This window comes from Vibrio ostreicida (genome assembly GCF_013074385.2).
GTDB lineage: Bacteria > Pseudomonadota > Gammaproteobacteria > Enterobacterales > Vibrionaceae > Vibrio > Vibrio ostreicida.
Genome location: NZ_JABEYA020000001.1, coordinates 155,233 through 173,354 on the forward strand (window position 1 = coordinate 155,233; position 18,122 = coordinate 173,354).

The 18,122-nt window shown below is 45.1% G+C and carries 17 protein-coding genes; 11 read left to right on the forward strand and 6 right to left on the reverse strand.

Going from position 1 to position 18,122, the window contains the following annotated elements; translation table 11 throughout:
- Positions 1–137: 137 nt before the first annotated feature.
- Positions 138–1,808, forward strand: a complete 1,671-nt coding sequence (gene glnS, locus HLM86_RS00635; protein WP_076585649.1) for a glutamine--tRNA ligase — start codon at positions 138–140, stop codon at positions 1,806–1,808.
- Positions 1,809–1,879: 71 nt separating this feature from the next.
- On the opposite strand, the gene fcrX is transcribed toward glnS, so the two are convergent.
- Entirely contained in the window at positions 1,880–2,329 is a 450-nt protein-coding gene (gene fcrX / locus HLM86_RS00640; protein ID WP_076585647.1) for a ferric iron uptake transcriptional regulator FcrX, read from the reverse strand.
- 207 nt (positions 2,330–2,536) lie between these two features.
- Here fcrX and HLM86_RS00645 point away from each other — a divergent pair, with 207 nt between their 5' ends.
- Entirely contained in the window at positions 2,537–3,043 is a 507-nt protein-coding gene (locus HLM86_RS00645; protein WP_076585645.1) for a DUF4442 domain-containing protein, read from the forward strand.
- Positions 3,044–3,072: 29 nt separating this feature from the next.
- Here HLM86_RS00645 and fldA read toward each other — a convergent pair whose 3' ends face one another.
- The 3 genes from fldA to HLM86_RS00660 form a co-directional block, all read right to left on the reverse strand.
- Positions 3,073–3,606, reverse strand: coding sequence for a flavodoxin FldA (gene fldA / locus HLM86_RS00650; protein ID WP_076585643.1), 534 nt, complete (start codon positions 3,604–3,606; stop codon positions 3,073–3,075).
- A gap of 47 nt (positions 3,607–3,653) precedes the next feature.
- The gene (locus HLM86_RS00655; protein ID WP_076585641.1) at positions 3,654–3,875 is read right to left on the reverse strand and encodes a DUF2788 domain-containing protein; all 222 of its coding nucleotides are present in this window, start codon (positions 3,873–3,875) and stop codon (positions 3,654–3,656) included.
- 96 nt (positions 3,876–3,971) lie between these two features.
- The gene (locus HLM86_RS00660) at positions 3,972–4,736 is read right to left on the reverse strand and encodes an alpha/beta fold hydrolase (RefSeq protein ID WP_170882180.1); all 765 of its coding nucleotides are present in this window, start codon (positions 4,734–4,736) and stop codon (positions 3,972–3,974) included.
- Between the two features lie 130 nt (positions 4,737–4,866).
- Between HLM86_RS00660 and seqA the strand changes: the two genes are divergently transcribed.
- Both seqA and pgm read left to right on the forward strand, forming a co-directional pair.
- Positions 4,867–5,409, forward strand: coding sequence for a replication initiation negative regulator SeqA (seqA, locus tag HLM86_RS00665; RefSeq protein WP_076585636.1), 543 nt, complete (start codon positions 4,867–4,869; stop codon positions 5,407–5,409).
- 87 nt (positions 5,410–5,496) lie between these two features.
- Complete coding sequence (gene pgm, locus HLM86_RS00670) at positions 5,497–7,146, forward strand: phosphoglucomutase (alpha-D-glucose-1,6-bisphosphate-dependent) (RefSeq protein WP_170882179.1); 1,650 nt, start codon at positions 5,497–5,499, stop codon at positions 7,144–7,146.
- 56 nt (positions 7,147–7,202) lie between these two features.
- Here the strand turns inward: pgm and HLM86_RS00675 are convergent, their stop codons facing one another.
- Positions 7,203–7,958 carry a DUF1853 family protein gene (locus HLM86_RS00675; RefSeq protein ID WP_170882178.1) on the reverse strand — a complete coding sequence of 252 codons (756 nt, stop codon included), beginning with the start codon at positions 7,956–7,958 and terminating at the stop codon, positions 7,203–7,205.
- Between the two features lie 113 nt (positions 7,959–8,071).
- On the opposite strand from HLM86_RS00675, the gene HLM86_RS00680 reads away from it, so the two are divergent.
- Entirely contained in the window at positions 8,072–8,830 is a 759-nt protein-coding gene (locus HLM86_RS00680; protein WP_170882177.1) for a Nif3-like dinuclear metal center hexameric protein, read from the forward strand.
- A 62-nt stretch (positions 8,831–8,892) separates the two neighbouring features.
- Here HLM86_RS00680 and HLM86_RS00685 read toward each other — a convergent pair whose 3' ends face one another.
- The gene (locus HLM86_RS00685; RefSeq protein ID WP_076585627.1) at positions 8,893–10,179 is read right to left on the reverse strand and encodes a citrate synthase; all 1,287 of its coding nucleotides are present in this window, start codon (positions 10,177–10,179) and stop codon (positions 8,893–8,895) included.
- A gap of 394 nt (positions 10,180–10,573) precedes the next feature.
- On the opposite strand from HLM86_RS00685, the gene sdhC reads away from it, so the two are divergent.
- The 6 genes from sdhC to odhB all read left to right on the forward strand — a co-directional run bounded on the left by sdhC (position 10,574) and on the right by odhB (position 18,022).
- Entirely contained in the window at positions 10,574–10,966 is a 393-nt protein-coding gene (sdhC, locus tag HLM86_RS00690) for a succinate dehydrogenase cytochrome b556 subunit (protein ID WP_076585625.1), read from the forward strand.
- A complete protein-coding gene (sdhD, locus tag HLM86_RS00695; protein WP_076585623.1) occupies positions 10,960–11,304 on the forward strand; it encodes a succinate dehydrogenase, hydrophobic membrane anchor protein in 345 nt (114 codons plus the stop codon). Before sdhC ends, sdhD begins: the two co-directional genes overlap by 7 nt.
- Complete coding sequence (sdhA, locus tag HLM86_RS00700) at positions 11,305–13,071, forward strand: succinate dehydrogenase flavoprotein subunit (RefSeq protein WP_076585621.1); 1,767 nt, start codon at positions 11,305–11,307, stop codon at positions 13,069–13,071. It abuts the gene before it with no gap.
- Between the two features lie 15 nt (positions 13,072–13,086).
- Positions 13,087–13,797 carry a succinate dehydrogenase iron-sulfur subunit gene (locus HLM86_RS00705; RefSeq protein ID WP_076585988.1) on the forward strand — a complete coding sequence of 237 codons (711 nt, stop codon included), beginning with the start codon at positions 13,087–13,089 and terminating at the stop codon, positions 13,795–13,797.
- Positions 13,798–13,959: 162 nt separating this feature from the next.
- Positions 13,960–16,785, forward strand: a complete 2,826-nt coding sequence (gene sucA / locus HLM86_RS00710; RefSeq protein WP_170882176.1) for a 2-oxoglutarate dehydrogenase E1 component — start codon at positions 13,960–13,962, stop codon at positions 16,783–16,785.
- A gap of 28 nt (positions 16,786–16,813) precedes the next feature.
- Entirely contained in the window at positions 16,814–18,022 is a 1,209-nt protein-coding gene (gene odhB, locus HLM86_RS00715; RefSeq protein ID WP_170882175.1) for a 2-oxoglutarate dehydrogenase complex dihydrolipoyllysine-residue succinyltransferase, read from the forward strand.
- Positions 18,023–18,122 lie beyond the last annotated feature (100 nt).

The following is an 18,122-nucleotide window of genomic DNA, read 5'->3' on the forward strand; positions in this document are numbered from 1 at the left end:
TGCCAATAAACGTTGGGTTATAGTTGTGTATTAACGAAGAATTGTGGATCATGGCAGCCTAGATACTTGGAGCCACAATTAAGTGGTTTCTCGTGACCACTTTCTCTGACAATACTAAAATAATTGAGGTGCTATAGATGAGTGAAGCTGAGGCTCGTCCATCGAACTTCATTCGCCAAATTATCGATAAAGATTTGGCGGATGGTAAACACACTAGCGTGCATACTCGTTTTCCACCGGAACCGAATGGTTATCTTCACATTGGTCATGCTAAGTCAATTTGTTTAAACTTTGGTATTGCTCAGGACTATCAGGGTCAATGCAATTTGCGCTTTGATGATACGAACCCTGAAAAAGAAGACGTCGAATACGTTGAGTCGATTAAGAATGATGTGAGCTGGTTAGGCTTTGAGTGGGAAGGTGAGGTTTGTTACTCTTCGAACTACTTTGACAAGCTATATCAGTACGCGGTTGAATTAATTAACAAAGGCTTAGCGTATGTTGAAGAGCTGAGTCCTGAGCAAATTCGTGAATACCGTGGAACCCTAACCAAATCAGGTCAGCACAGCCCGTACCGTGAACGCAGTGTTGAGGAGAACCTTGAACTGTTTGAGAAAATGCGAGCGGGCGGTTTTGAGGAAGGTCAGGCTTGTCTGCGAGCGAAAATTGATATGAGTTCATCCTTCATGGTGATGCGCGATCCTGTGCTTTACCGAGTTCGATTTGCTGATCATCATCAGACGGGTGATAAGTGGTGCATTTATCCCATGTATGACTTCACTCATTGTATTTCCGACGCCATAGAGGGGATTACTCATTCTTTATGTACTTTGGAGTTTCAGGACAACCGCCGTCTGTACGATTGGGTTTTAGATAATATTACCATCGAATGTCAGCCACATCAGTATGAGTTTAGTCGACTGAATCTTGAGTATACAGTGATGTCGAAACGCAAGCTCAATCAACTGGTCATTGAAAAGTTAGTCAGTGGTTGGGATGATCCCCGTATGCCAACCATTTCTGGGTTGCGCCGTCGTGGTTTTACCGCAGGCTCTATCCGTGAGTTTTGTAAACGTATTGGTGTTACTAAGCAGGACAATATGATTGAGATGGGTTCTCTTGAATCCTGTATTCGTGATGATCTTAATGAAAACGCCCCACGAGCAATGGCGGTTTTGGACCCAGTCAAAGTTATTATAGAAAACGTTGATGAATTAGGCGGAGAGTCATTGACTATCGCTAACCACCCAAATAAACCAGAGATGGGCGAGCGGCAAGTTCCATTTACCCGAGAAGTCTGGATAGAACGCGAAGACTTTCGTGAGGAAGCCAACAAGAAATACAAACGTCTTGTATTGGGTAAAGAAGTTCGATTACGCGGTGCTTACGTCATAAAAGCAGAACGTGTAGAGAAAGATGCTGAGGGTATGATTACCACCATCTTCTGTAGTTACGATAAGGATACCTTGGGTAAAAACCCTGCTGATGGAAGAAAGGTGAAAGGGGTTATCCATTGGGTATCCGCTGAACAAGCGCTACCTGCTGAGATACGTTTATACGACCGCCTATTTACGGTTCCAAACCCTGCAGCGGCAGATAATTTCACCGAGACTATTAATCCGGATTCTCTTGTGACCGTTAATGGTTTCGTAGAGCCTAGCCTTGCAGGTGCAACGGCAGAGACAGGCTACCAATTTGAGCGAATGGGTTATTTTTGCGCGGATGAAAAAGAGTCTAAATCAGACGCCTTAGTTTTCAACCGAACAGTGGGTCTGCGCGACACTTGGGCTAAAATCGAAGCACAGTAAATGTTAGAAGCATAAAAAATGCCAGTCGTGTGACTGGCATTTTTATTTGTCTCAGAATGATAACTCGACGCTCACCTTTTTGCTTTGTGAGCATCAGGGTTAGTTTTACAGCTACCATCGATGCATTTACCGTACAGATATAAGCTATGATTTGTTAATATCACATTGTACTTGTTGGCAATCTCTTTTTGGCGCTCTTCAATCAAATCATCTGAAAACTCAATGACTTCTCCGCAGTCTAGGCAGACAAGGTGGTCATGGTGATGTTGTGTAGACAGTTCGAAAACTGATTTACCACCCTCAAAATGATGGCGAGTAACAATGCCTGCATCATCAAATTGGTTCAGCACCCGATAGACCGTTGCCAAGCCAATCTCTTCACCAAGATCAATGAGCTTTTTATACAGTTCTTCAGCACTGATATGTTGGCAGTCTGGCTTTTGCAGCACTTCTAGAATCTTCAGCCTCGGGAGGGTAACTTTGAGACCGGCATCTTTCAGTGCTTGGTTGTTGTCTGACATAAACTTTCCTGTTGATGATCTGCGGTAACGTACAGAGTGCAATATTCCCGTTATTATAGGTTAGTACAAGGTAACAATAAACCACGAACTTCAAAGGGTTACTAATGTTTTTTTTGTAATTTAGGTAGATATCACTGATAAATCAGGTTGGACCAGTTACAATTATTTAACCTAACGTTTTTGGCACTGCATTTAGGAATATTAAGCATGAATCAATTACTGGCTAAACTATACAAGCCGAGAATCGTTAAGTTAGCCCTTAACATCTGGCCTCCTTTCTGGGGTGCGGGCATCAGGATTATTTCGATCAGTGAGGATTTTCGCCAAGTACAAATAAAACTTAAGCTGCGCTGGTGGAATAAGAATGCCAATCGGACCCAGTATGGCGGTAGTATCTTCTCTTTGACAGACCCTGTGTACTCTTTGATGTTGATGGGGATCTTAGGCCCTCAGTATTATGTATGGGATAAAGAAGCCAGCATCAATTTTATTAAACCCGGAAGCAGCGATCTCTACGCTGATTTTCATGTATCACAAGATTTGTTAGATGAAATTTTAAACAAGACGGCGAATGGTGAAAAGTGTTTCCCTGAATTTGTGATTTTTGTAAAAGATAAGCGAGGGGATGTCGTGTCTGAAGTACAACGTAAACTGTACGTGCGGAAAAAGCCCGAATACAGGGAAGAGGAGCAAGAAAAAAAGCAAGCAGCATAAAAAAACCTCCAATTTGGAGGTTTTTGAATTTAGCCTTCTAGTTCGGCTAAGCACATTTCTTCGTGTATTTGTTTACACCAATTGGTGACGCGGTCATCGGTTAGTTCAGGCTGACGGTCTTCATCGATACAAAGGCCGACAAACAGACTATCGTCGTCAGAAACTAAACCTTTAGATGCTTCAAACTCATAGCTTTCTGCTGAAGTATGACCAAGAATAGTCCCACCTTTTGCTTCCACAATGTCACGAACTGTCCCCATGGCATCACAAAAATATTCTGCGTAATCCTCCTGATCACCGCAACCAAAGATGGCCACCAGTTTGGTCGAGAAATCAATTTGTTCAAGCTCTGGGAAAAAGTCATCCCAATCGCACTGTGCTTCACCGTAGTACCATGTTGGGATACCCAATAACAGCAGGTCGAAGTTATCAATATCTTCTTTACTGCTTTTGGCGATATCTTGCACATGAATCAGTTGTTTACCTAGTTGCTTTTGAATCATTTTCGCAACCGCTTCAGTGTTACCTGTGTCACTACCAAAGAAGATACCTACACTTGCCATAGATTCATTACCTTTACTATTTGCTGTTGTGGCTAATCAAAGAAAGCTTAACCTAATCCCGTGCCTTCCCAACTTAGCTGGATGAGGCCTTTGGCAACAAACCCAGCGCAGCCAAGGAAAAGAACGAGCCACACAATACGACGACCAAAAGGGGGGACATTACCCGCTTTCAGGACATCTTTAATTGCCATACCAATCAGAAAGAAGATAGACGCAAAAAGAAGGTCGAGTCCAATCGACTCGAGCATGTTCATATAGTCGTAAAGCATGGAGCCTCTATATGCCAGAATAATTGCGCAGAACTATACCATTGTTAAAAGATAAAGTTAACGGTCAGTATACTTTGGATCTCTCTCATTCTGCTTTTATTCAATAAACTTTCGAATTGCACGTAGTACTTCTTTTGGTTTTTCGGCATGCAACCAGTGTCCGGTATTGCCAATGACATGTGCTCTCGCATTAATGAACTGTTTTTTTACGTCATTCTGGTGTTCTTCGGTTAAGTAATCTGAGTTGCCACCCTTAATAAAAAGGGTAGGGTTGGTGATGGTATCTATTGGGTCCCAAGCGAGAATCTCATGATAGTTTTGCCAGAGGCTGGCGACGTTAAATCTCCAATCCAAATGCAGGCCATTATTGTAAAGAGATTTACTAAGGAACTGCCTTACGCCTTCGAGTTCGATATGTTCGGCTAGAATGTCTAATGCTTCCTTACGTGACGTTGGCTTACTTCCTATAACGGCATGTAACCCAGCAAACACATTATCATGGCGACGTTGGCTATAACCCACGGGCGCCATATCCAGAACCACCAACTTACTCACCTTTTGTTGCGTGAGTTCAGCAAGCTTCATGGCGACCTTTCCACCCATTGAGTGTCCAATTAAGCTATATTTGTCCAGTTTTAGACTGCTGAGTAAGCGATCAACGTCTTGAGCCATCGCGGCGTAGTTATGGTTCAAAGATTGAAACGAAGCACCGTGATTGCGTAGATCGACGCTGATGACTTGAAAATCTTTGCGAAGATCACGGGCGAGGAGACCGAGATTATCAAGGTTTCCAAATAACCCATGGATCATAACGACGGTGTGACCCTCGCCTTCTATTTTGTAGTTAATCAGTTGTGACATTTTATTTTATTCGTGACCAGTTTAACGTTGAACCTCATTCCGCTTAAGATACCAAATCTGAAACTCGCATCTTGAGGGGACTTGGGTATATAATCCTTCAGAGTTTAATCATAGAGATTGTGAAAAGCGAATGAAAACAATAGAGGTTGATGAAGATCTATACCGTTACATCGCAGGTCAAACCAAACATATCGGTGAAAGTGCGTCCGATATCTTGCGTCGCCTTTTAGGTGTTGACGAGCAGACACAACCCTCAGTTTCAGCGGCCACTCATCTGCAACCTAAGGGACTTGTAGTCAGTCGTGATGCTGGGAATGAAGATAAAGTGGATAGCGTTAGAGCAATGCGAACATTGCTTATCTCCGACGATTTTGCCGATCTTAAAAAAGCCATTGATCGTTTTATGCTCGTGCTTTCTACGTTAAACCGTATTGACCCGAAAGGATTCTTGGAAGCGACTCAAGTTAAAGGTCGTAAGCGAGTATACTTTGCCGATAATGAGCAGACTCTTCTGCAAAGTGGGACAACGACGAAACCAAAAGCCATTCCGGATTCTCCATTTTGGGTGATTACAAATAACAATACCAGCCGCAAAAGGCAGATGGTTGACCAACTCATGGCGAGAATGAACTTTCCTGCTGATATGATTGAGAAAGTGACAAACTCAATATAAAAAATTCCGATTTCAACCTCATAATGTTCATGTTCCTATGAGTATTATGGGGTTTTTTGATGCTTATGATTTTAGAAAGGATATCAAATGGCAATGCACCCGCGTGCTGGGAAAAAAGCGTTACAGCAGGATTTGCACAATATCCCTGCGCTTGTCTCAAATTATTACCTTCTCGAACCGGACCCTAGTAACCCTGAGCATCATGTTAATTTTGGCACTTCAGGCCATAGAGGAACTTCAGACAAAGCTACGTTTAACCAAAATCATATCTTAGCGATCACTCAGGCGATTGTTGAGTTACGAGTAGAATATGGGGCGACAGGGCCATTATTTGTAGGCAAGGATACTCACGCGCTATCGGAACCCGCATTTGCCAGTGTTGTTGAGGTACTGGTGTCAAATGGCGTCACGGTTGTGGTGCAACAAGACAACGGTTTTACGCCGACGCCGGCGGTATCACACGCCATACTGGCCCATAATCTCACTCACCAACACCAGAAAGCGGACGGTATTGTGATCACCCCTTCTCATAACCCACCTCAAGATGGGGGGATTAAATATAACCCAACTCATGGCGGCCCTGCTGAAGATACGCTGACTGTGGCTATTCAAGACAGAGCGAACGCTTTGATTAGAAATGGTCTCTCTGGTGTCAAACGGATGCCACTCATACGGGCACGTAACTCATTTCTATTTGAAGAGCGTGACCTGATTACGCCTTATGTTGATGACTTAGTCAATGTTATCGATATGGAGGCCATCCAGCGAGCAAAGCTTAAGATAGGCGTTGACCCCCTTGGAGGCAGTGGCATTGACTATTGGCGCCAGATCGCTACCACCTATCAACTTGATCTCAGTCTGGTGAGTGATGCTATTGACCCCTCGTTCCAGTTTATGTCTTTGGACAAAGACGGGGTGATTCGTATGGATTGCTCCTCACCATATGCAATGGCTGGACTCCTAAATCTGAAAGACGACTACGATTTGGCTTTCGGTAATGACCCAGATTATGATCGTCATGGAATTGTTACCCCAAAAGGATTAATGAATCCAAACCATTTTCTTGCCGTTTGTATTGATTATCTCTATCGCCATCGTGATGGTTGGCGTCAAGATGTGGCTGTGGGTAAGACGCTTGTTTCAAGCGCATTAATTGACCGTGTGGTGGCTGATTTGGAGAGAGAATTGTGCGAAGTCCCAGTCGGTTTTAAGTGGTTTGTGGAGGGCTTACATCAGGGGAGACTGGGATTTGGCGGAGAGGAAAGCGCAGGCGCCTCTTTTTTGAGAAAAGATGGTACCCCGTGGTCGACAGATAAAGACGGTATTCTCCTATGTTTGCTCGCCGCCGAAATTACAGTTGTAACAGGGAAGGACCCTCAGCAATATTATGAAGTGTTAGCAGCGAAACATGGGGTATCTGAATACACCCGAGTTCAGGCGAGCGCAAATGGGAAACAGAAAGAAGTGTTAAAGACGCTTTCTGCTGAAATGGTCGCCGCAGATACCCTTGCTGGTGACCCCATTACGGCGCGATTAACGCATGCACCGGGTAATGGTGCCCCAATAGGGGGGCTAAAAGTCACAACCGACAGTGGTTGGTTTGCTGCCCGTCCTTCTGGGACGGAGGATATTTATAAAATTTATTGTGAAAGCTTTAAGGGGAAGGCGCACCTTAAGCAAATAGAGCAAGAGGCTCAAGAGATCGTCAATCAAGTTTTTGTTAGATCCGGACTATAGACTGCGATAAGCAGGCTGTTAAGCCGCTAGGTTTCAGGGTGGTGTCTTCCATCACCCTATGAGTCATCAGGCCAATGATCAGGGACGACGAACCAGAACTGCCCACCTCTAGTTTGAGCGTGAATGAAGCGACTGCTGGGTTTGGCGATCGGATGTTTATAGTCTTGTCTACCTGTTGCCCAAAAAGCTTTATCTAAGTCGTACAGAGGTTCGTTTATTAACGCCCATTGACTTTGGTAGCACCACTTTCCGGTGATTTGTTTGGAGTCAAGTGTCCATCCCAAACATTCAGTGGGCACCTTTTCCTCTGAGAAAGGGTTGATGTAGAGGCGCCCCTGCATTAGAAGATGTTCGGATACGTGTTCAAATTCAGGGTGTTGAGACAGAAACTCTTTAGTAGAACTCATTTTGAGTTGGTGATTCAGCATGCGTGCAAGCTTAATATCCAGTTGATCATGGGCATTGGGGCCATACCAAGTGCCCTGATGAAGCAAATAGAATTTTATCGCGACTTCCCAATGCTCGCGTCGGTTGTTTTGATGGTTATGCAAGATCAAATCGATAGCACCGAGCGTTTTTCCACTGGCATGGTTAATTTGCAGTTCTTCGAGTTCAACAGAGTACCGTGTGCAGTGAGAGAGTAATTCCGTGCATAAGTGCTGGTAAAGAAACCCCAACCTTGGATTCCCCTCATAATTGGCCAGCTGAAAAGGCTCGATATCCAATTCCTGTAGGTTTGCAAATGGCCCTACCGTCTTAAAAAGAGGAGGTGTCGACGCTATCCAGTCATAAAAACGTTGGTGCTGATTCATCGTGTAACCCTAGTGATGAGAATGAAGGCTATTGTATCCAGAGGCTAGCATCACTGCCATGGTTGGAATACACTTTGTCACAGTCGAATTGAGAGTAATGAGCGAAAGTAAGCATGAATAACCTGCAGTTGGAAAAATTACTAAATAAAAAATTGTCCCCTCAGCTTTTTAAAGATTATGCACCAAATGGTTTGCAAGTGGAGGGTAAGCAAGAAGTGCGACGTGTGGTCACGGGAGTAACGGCTTCACAGGCACTTATTGATAGAGCTGTAGAATTAGGCGCTGATGCCTTACTGGTTCATCATGGCTATTTTTGGAAAGGAGAGCCGCAACCAATTCGTGGAATGAAAGGCAAGCGCATTCGAACGTTAATTAAAAATGATATCAACCTTTTTGGTTATCACCTTCCATTGGATGTCCACGCGGAACTCGGAAATAATGCAGAGCTTGCTCGCTTGCTCGACATTGATGTTGAAGGTGGGTTAGAAGGGCACGCTCAGTCTGTCGCCATGTTTGGTCGACTAAAAAAAATCATGACAGGCGATGAATTCTCAAAACGAATCGCTCAGGTCCTTAATCGTTCGCCCTTGCATATTGCTCCTGAAAATGCGGCCAAAAGAATTGAAACCGTCGGTTGGTGCACGGGAGGGGGACAAGACTTTATCGAATTGGCTGCCAATCATCGGCTTGATGCATTTATTTCTGGAGAAGTTTCCGAACGCACTACCTATACGGCGCGAGAAATGGATATCCATTATTTTGCGGCAGGCCATCATGCAACAGAGCGTTATGGTGTAAAAGCGTTAGGTGAATGGCTTACTGCTGAACATGGTTTGGATGTCGAGTTTGTTGATATTGATAATCCAGTATAGACCAATAAAAAACAAACAAGGTTGGTTCTAATGAACCAACCTTTGGCTATAAAGATAGCTAACTAGCGGTCATGAATCGGAGCGAAATCACGCTGAGTTTGACCTGTGTACAATTGTCGAGGACGACCAATGCGATTAAGCGGATCGCTGTGCATCTCATTCCAATGCGCAATCCAACCAATTGTTCGTGAAAGAGCAAAAATTACCGTAAACATAGAGACAGGTATTCCTACGGCTTTCAATATGATACCTGAGTAAAAATCGACGTTCGGATAAAGCTTCTTCGACACGAAATAATCATCAGACAAGGCAATACGTTCAAGCTCCATCGCAACGTCCAACAATGGGTCATCGATATTCAGTTCTTTGAGTACATCGTGACACGTTTCACGCATGACGGTTGCTCGAGGATCGTAGTTCTTGTAAACACGATGACCAAAACCCATAAGACGGAACGGGTCATCTTTATCTTTGGCTCGTGCAACGTAATCAGGGATGTTGTCGACGCTGCCTATTTCTTCTAACATTTTCAAGCAAGCTTCATTTGCACCACCGTGTGCAGGTCCCCAAAGTGAAGCAATACCCGCGGCAATACAAGCAAATGGGTTTGCACCTGAAGAGCCAGCAAGACGTACGGTGGACGTTGAGGCATTTTGCTCATGGTCAGCATGTAAGGTGAAGATTTTATCCATTGCACGCGCAACTACAGGGTTGACGTCATATTCTTCACAAGGGTTTGCGAACATCATATGCAGGAAATTTTCCGCATAGTTAAGGTCGTTGCGTGGATAGATGAATGGCTGGCCAATTGAATACTTGTAACACATGGCAGCCAAGGTCGGCATCTTAGAAAGAAGGCGGTAGGCTGTAATCTCACGGTGCTCATCGTTATTGATATCAAGAGAATCGTGATAGAAAGCGGCCAAAGCACCGACAACGCCACACATAACGGCCATCGGATGCGCATCGCGACGGAAACCATGGAAGAAGCTCGCGATTTGTTCGTGAACCATCGTATGTCGCGTGACCGTCTTCTTGAATTGCTCGTATTGATCTCGTGTAGGGGCTTCGCCGTAAAGCAGGATGTAACAGACTTCTAGGTAATCCGCATTATTGGCCAACTGATCGATTGGGTATCCGCGGTGTAAAAGAATCCCCTGATCACCATCAATGTAAGTGATTTGAGATTCACAAGATGCAGTGGCAAGAAAACCCGGGTCAAAAGTAAAGTATCCGTTTGCTCCGAGTTTGCGAACATCTATTACAGGTGTGCCTAAAGCACCTTCCATAATAGGCAGTTCGATAGGCGCTTGACCTTCTACGTGAAGGGTCGCTTTCTTATCCGCCATAACAATCTCCTTTGTTTATTATTAATCCGTCCAGGATATTTGTGTGACAATTTTGTACGTGTGTTCGTTATTAAAGTCAATTTTTCTCCTCCGATGTGTGCACTTGTTTTGATTTTTTACACGTATAAAGTTAAAAATCTGTTCTGTGTAGCAAAAATTGTTACACCAATTGTGCTAAAATATGTGCAGCCGTATAGTGGCGCCGCAAAATTTGGTGGAAACCTTATAAATCCGAGCTTTTAAACTAATGTGAGGTGATGTTTTAAAGCTTTATGTTAACAAATATTTTACAAGTTATTGCGGTTTTTTACCGGTTAGTTGTTAAATAAGTGTTAGATTTTGTAGGTTTGCAATCAAATTTCGTTCATAACAATAAATGCTTCAATGGAGCTGAGTGAGCAAGCCCGTGAAAGAAAGAAAGTCAAGACCTGTTAATTTAGATTTACAGACCATAAGCTTTCCGATCACAGCAATCGCATCTATTCTGCATCGGGTTTCCGGTGTAATTACGTTTGTCGCGATCGGGATTCTTCTTTGGTTACTATCCATTTCCCTGTCCTCCCCGATAGGTTACGCGCAAGCTGTCGATATTGTAGACGGTTTCTTTGTCAAATTTATTCTGTGGGGTATTTTAACGGCTTTGTCCTACCATATAGCAGGTGGCGTGCGTCATTTGCTGATGGATATGGGGCATTTTGAAGAGCTGGAATCTGGTGCATTGAGTGCCAAGGTTGCCTTTGCAGCGACGGCCGTTCTGTCTGTACTCGCGGGGATTCTAGTATGGTAAAACACATTTCATCTTTTGGCCGCAACGGGGTACATGATTACTTGTTGATTCGTGCCTCTGCGATCATTATGACGCTTTATACGATTTATCTGGTGAGCTTTTGTGCTTTCTCAGACATCTCTTACGTCTCATGGACCCAGTTTTTCGGTGGTACTTTTACGAAAGTGTTTACCATGCTGGCGCTCGTATCTGTCTTAATCCACGCTTGGATTGGTCTATGGCAGGTACTTACCGACTATATTAAGTGTGCCAAGCTTCGTGGTGGCTTGCAGCTCGGCGTTATCGCTGTGTTGTTTGGTTACTTCTTTTCTGGTCTTTTTGTTCTGTGGGGTGCGTAAGTGACTATTCCAGTTCGCGAATTTGATGCCGTTGTTGTCGGCGCTGGTGGTGCAGGCATGCGCGCTGCACTGCAAATATCTGAGCAGGGCCTTTCTTGTGCTTTGCTCTCTAAAGTGTTTCCTACTCGTTCCCATACTGTGTCTGCACAGGGTGGTATTACTGTGGCGTTAGGTAACGCTCACCAAGACCATTGGGAACAGCACATGTACGATACCGTTAAAGGATCCGACTATATCGGTGATCAAGACGCGATCGAATACATGTGTAAAAATGGGCCTGAATCCGTCATTGAGCTCGAAAAGATGGGATTGCCTTTTTCACGTTTCGATAATGGTACGATTTATCAACGACCATTTGGCGGGCAATCTAAAAACTTTGGAGGAGAGCAAGCTGCGCGCACTGCTGCGGCAGCAGACCGAACCGGTCACGCTCTTTTGCATACCTTGTATCAGCAGAATATAAAACACAAGACAACGGTTTTCTCTGAGTGGTACGCGCTCGATATGGTCAAGAACGAAGATGGTGTCGTTTTAGGCTGTACTGCTCTTTGTATGGAATCTGGCGAGATATGTTACTTCAAAGCCAAGGCCACCATTTTGGCTACGGGCGGCGCAGGTCGCATCTATGCATCTACAACGAATGCTCATATTAATACCGGTGATGGTGTCGGTATGGCATTGCGTGCCGGTGTTCCAATGCAGGATATGGAAATGTGGCAGTTCCACCCTACGGGCATTGCAGGTGCAGGTGTGCTAGTGACCGAAGGATGTCGTGGCGAAGGCGGCTACCTGTTGAATAAAGACGGTGAGCGCTTTATGGAGCGTTATGCGCCAAATGCAAAAGATCTCGCTGGTCGAGATGTGGTCGCCCGTTCTATGATGATCGAAATCCGTGAAGGGCGAGGCTGTGATGGCCCTTGGGGACCGCATATTAAACTGAAACTCGATCATCTGGGTAAAGAAACGTTGGAATCTAGGTTGCCGGGTGTATGTGAATTATCTCGTACTTTTGCCCACGTTGATCCGGTCAAAGAGCCGATTCCAGTGATTCCAACCTGTCACTATATGATGGGCGGTGTACCTACCCAAGTTTCTGGGCAAGCTATCAAGCAAGATGCTGCTGGAAATGATGTCGAAGTCCAAGGGTTGTTTGCCTGCGGCGAAATTGCTTCTGTATCTGTTCACGGTGCTAACCGCCTTGGTGGTAACTCTTTGTTAGACTTGGTCGTGTTTGGCCGAGCGACAGGGTTGCATCTTGGTGAAACATTGGCGAAACAAGCTGAGGCTAAACCGGCGACCGACGCTGATATTGAACGTTCTTTGGAACGCTACAATCGTTGGGAAAACAGTACGGGCGGCGAAGATCCAGCGCAAATACGTAAAGATCTTCAGCAATGTATGCAAAATAACTTTTCAGTCTTCCGTGAAGGAGATGCGATGGCCAATGGCTTGGAAGAGCTTAAAGTCATTCGTGAACGGCTTAAGAATGCACACCTTGCTGATAAATCAACGGAATTCAACACTCAGCGAATCGAATGTCTTGAGCTAGAAAACCTAATGGAAACAGCATTTGCTACTGCAGTTGCGGCTAACTACCGAACAGAGAGTCGTGGCGCCCACGCTCGTTTTGATTTTCCGGATCGCAATGATGAGCAATGGCTATGCCATTCTATCTATAATCCTGAAACTGAAGCAATGTCTCAGCGCGATGTCAACATGGAACCTGTTCACCGTGAAGCATTTCCGCCAAAAGCTCGTACATACTAAGAGGAGGACACGATGATGAAACTGAAATTCTCTTTGTACCGTTATAACCCAGATGTTGATACAAAGCCGTACATGAAGGACTACACTCTTGAGGTAGAGGAAGGATCGGACATGATGCTGTTGGATGCGCTTATTCTTTTAAAAGAGCAAGATCCTAGCATCTCTTTCCGTCGTTCATGTCGTGAGGGTGTATGTGGTTCAGATGGGCTAAACATGAATGGTAAAAATGGTTTAGCCTGTATCACGCCACTGTCTGCATTGAAAGGCAGCAAAATAGTGATTCGCCCTTTACCTGGATTGCCTGTTGTCCGAGATTTAATTGTCGATATGACCCAGTTTTACGATAATTACACTAAGGTCAAACCGTTTCTTGTTGATGATGGTGCTTTGCCACCTTCTCGTGAGAATTTGCAAAGCCCAGAGGACCGTGCTCACCTCGATGGATTGTACGAATGTATTATGTGTGCCTGTTGTACGACGTCGTGTCCATCATTCTGGTGGAACCCCGACAAGTTCATTGGCCCCGCGGGTCTTTTAGCCGCGTATCGGTGGCTGATTGACAGCCGTGACACAGCGACAGATGAACGTCTGTCAAATCTTGATGATGCATTTAGCGTTTTCCGTTGCCATGGCATCATGAATTGTGTAAGTGTTTGTCCTAAGGGATTAAACCCAACGAAAGCTATCGGTCACATAAAGTCGATGCTGGTGAATCGTTCGGTATAAGTATTGCCTTTAAGTCGTTAGGCCCGCTGTGGGTGACAACCTTAGCGAAGACTAACGACTTGGGGCAAAGATTACAAAAATTGCCAGTTGCATTTAGTAACTGGCTTTTAATAGCTCGGCACAGACCGCAGCAAACGTGAAAACTACTGGTTAAGGGAAAATATGCACAACGGCGTGATGAAGGCGTGGCTCGAGTCTTCACACTTGGCTGGCGCCAATGCAACGTATGTAGAAGACCTCTACGAACTGTATCTTAGCGACCCCGACTTGGTTAGTGAGGAATGGAAACGTATTTTTGATGACTTACCCAAGTCACAAGAAGAAGTGGTTGAACAACCACATTCGCGTGTCCGTGATTACTTCCGACGACTCGCTCAAGAGACAAAGCATTACAGTGTTCAGGTGAGTGACCCAGATGTCGATGCTAAGCAAGTAAAAGTACTCCAGCTGATCAATGCGTACCGCTTCCGCGGTCACGAAGCCGCTCAGCTTGACCCTCTGGGTCTCTGGCAACGCCCCACTGTGGCGGAACTGGACCCTAAATTCCATAATCTTACCCAAGAAAACCTTGAAGATTCCTTCAATGTCGGTTCATTCGCTGTTGGTCAAGACACCATGCAGTTGAAAGACATCTATTCTGCGCTTAACAAAATTTACTGTGGTTCAGTTGGCGCTGAATACATGCATATGACAGACACTGAACAAAAGCGTTGGATTCAACAACGTCTCGAATCAGTGGGCGGGTTACCTGCATTCAGCAAAGAAGAAAAGCATACTTTTCTTGAAGAGTTGACTGCTGCAGAGGGCCTAGAGCGTTACTTAGGTGCAAAATTCCCAGGCGCAAAGCGCTTTTCGTTAGAGGGGGGTGATGCACTCATTCCCATGACAAAAGAGTTGATACGTCACGCGGGTAAGAATGGCATGCGTGAGGTAGTGGTGGGTATGGCTCACCGTGGTCGTCTCAACATGTTGGTCAATGTTCTGGGCAAAAAGCCTCAAGACTTGTTTGATGAATTTGCCGGTAAGCACGATGATACTTGGGGGACAGGTGATGTTAAGTATCATCAGGGTTTCTCTGCTGACTTTGCTACCCCTGGTGGCGATGTGCATCTGGCTTTGGCGTTTAACCCTTCTCACTTAGAGATAGTTAACCCTGTGGTTATTGGCTCTGTAAGAGCACGTCAAGACAGACTTGGCGACTCTGATGGCAGCACTGTTCTGCCAATTACAATCCACGGTGACTCGGCTGTTGCAGGCCAGGGTGTTGTAGCTGAAACATTTAACATGTCATTGTCTCGCGGTTTCCATGTTGGTGGAACGGTCCGGATTGTGGTGAATAACCAAGTGGGTTTCACCACATCAAACCCACGTGATACTCGCTCGACCATGTATTGTACCGATATCGCGAAGATGGTTCAGGCACCTATTTTTCACGTAAACGCTGATGACCCAGAAGCCGTGGCATTCGTTACCCGCATCGCTTTAGATTACCGTAACGAATTTAAACGCGATGTTGTGATTGATTTGGTTTGTTATCGTCGTCATGGTCACAACGAAGCAGACGAGCCTAATGCAACTCAGCCTTTGATGTACCAAAAGATAAAGAAACACCCAACGCCTCGCAAACTCTATGCTGATGTACTGACCGATCGCAATGAATGCGACTTGGAAAAGGCCACTGAGCTGGTTAATGAGTATCGTGATGCACTAGATCATGGTGAAGTCGTCGTTAAAGAGTGGCGTCCAATGGTTCTGCATTCTGTCGACTGGTCGCCCTATATTGGCCACGACTGGGATACTGAATGGACGAGTCAGGTTGGTACGCAAAGATTAGTCGAGTTGGGTCAGCGCGTGTGCTCTTATCCTGACAGTCATAAGTTGCAAAGTCGCGTGAACAAACTTTACAACGATCGTAAAGCGATGATCTCAGGAGAGAAAGCGATTGACTGGGGTATGGCAGAAACGTTGGCTTACGCTACTCTTGTTGATGAAGGCAAACGCATTCGTATTTCAGGACAGGATTCGGGACGAGGAACCTTCTTCCATCGACATTCTGTACTTCACAACCAGACTGATGCCAGTACCTTTGTTCCGTTATCGAATATTCATGATAAACAAGGGCCATTTCAGGTTTTTGACTCAGTTTTGTCTGAAGAGGCGGTTCTGGCGTTTGAATACGGTTATGCAACCGCAGAACCCGGCGGTTTGACCCTTTGGGAAGCTCAATTTGGTGATTTTGCAAATGGTGCCCAAGTTGTTGTCGACCAGTTTATCTCCTCTGGAGAGCAGAAGTGGGCCCGCTTGTGTGGTCTGACAATGTTGCTGCCTCATGGGTATGAGGGGCAAGGGCCGGAGCACTCGTCGGCGCGTTTGGAACGTTACCTGCAGTTATGTGCTGAACAAAACATGCAAGTTGTTGTGCCGTCAACACCCGCACAGGTTTACCACATGATTCGCCGTCAGGTCGTCAGACCGATGCGTCGGCCTTTGATTGTGATGTCGCCTAAGTCTTTGTTACGTCATCCTTTATGTACCTCAACGATTGAGGATTTGGCAGACGGAACATTCCAGGCTGCTATCGGCGAAATTGATAAACTTGATCCTTCGAAAGTAAAACGTGTGGTGTTCTGTTCCGGTAAAGTTTATTTCGATTTGTTGGAACAACGTCGTAATAATGAACAAGAAGATGTTGCCATTGTTCGTATTGAGCAACTTTACCCGTTCCCAATGGATGAAGTGAAAGCAGCGATAGCCCCATACACAAATGTCGAGGATTTTGTTTGGTGTCAGGAAGAGCCACAGAATCAGGGCGCTTGGTATTCGAGCCAGCATAACTTTAGAGCGGCTACTCCAAAGGGTACTGACCTGAAATATGCTGGTCGACCAGCCTCAGCTTCACCAGCTGTCGGCTATATGTCAGTACACTTGAAACAACAGAAAGCGTTGGTTGAAGACGCACTTAACGTGAATACAAAAACTTCGGATTAAGAACTAGAAGTGAAAGGAAGAAACAGACATGACAATTGAAATTCTGGTTCCAGATTTACCTGAATCTGTCGCTGATGCAACAGTAGCAACATGGCACAAACAACCAGGCGATTTCGTAGAGCGTGACGAAGTCTTGGTTGATATTGAAACTGACAAAGTCGTACTAGAAGTCCCTGCTCCAGAATCTGGTGTTCTTGAGGCGATTATCGAAGAAGAGGGTGCCACGGTACTTTCTAAGCAGTTAATCGCTAAGATCAAGGAAGGTGCGATCGCGGGTGAACCAACCGGAGACAACACCGAGAAATCTGAAGCGTCGCCTGATAAACGTCACAAAGCGTCCTTAACCGAAGAGAGTAATGATGCATTAAGTCCAGCAGTGCGTCGTTTACTGGCAGAACATAATCTTGATGCGAGTCAAGTTAAAGGTTCGGGTGTCGGTGGTCGTATTACGCGAGAAGATATTGAAGCGCACTTAGCCAACGCAAAAGCCGCGCCTAAAGTGGATACTCCTGCAGCGGTAGAAGTACCTGCCGCAGCACGAAGCCAGAAACGTGTTCCTATGACACGCTTGCGCAAAACTGTGGCAAACAGACTGCTTGAGGCTAAGAACAGTACAGCAATGTTAACGACGTTCAACGAAGTTAACATGAAGCCAATCATGGATCTGCGTAAGCAATATAAAGATCAGTTCGAAGAGCGTCATGGTATTCGCCTTGGTTTTATGTCTTTTTATGTTAAAGCCGTAACGGAAGCGTTAAAACGTTTCCCTGAAGTGAATGCGTCGATAGACGGCGAAGATATTGTTTATCACAACTACTTTGACATTAGTATGGCAGTGTCGACTCCTCGTGGTTTGGTTACACCCGTTCTTAAAGATTGCGATACATTAGGGTTCGCTGGTATCGAAAAAGGCATTAAAGAATTGGCTCTTAAAGGACGTGATGGCAAGTTGACCGTTGATGAGCTCATCGGTGGCAACTTTACGATTACTAATGGCGGTGTGTTCGGCTCTTTGATGTCAACACCAATTATTAATCCACCACAATCGGCTATCCTTGGAATGCACAAAATTCAAGACCGCCCAATGGCGGTAGATGGTAAGGTGGAAATATTGCCAATGATGTATCTGGCTTTGTCTTACGATCATCGTTTAATTGATGGCCGAGAGTCAGTGGGATTCTTAGTGACGATTAAAGAGTTGCTAGAAGATCCAGCACGTCTTCTATTGGACGTCTGATATCAAGGTAAGACCTTTTGGCTGGATATGCATAGCATCCAGCCTTCAGTAAATCGTTAACATCATATTCGTTGTGACGATTAAATTGAGAAGACCCTAC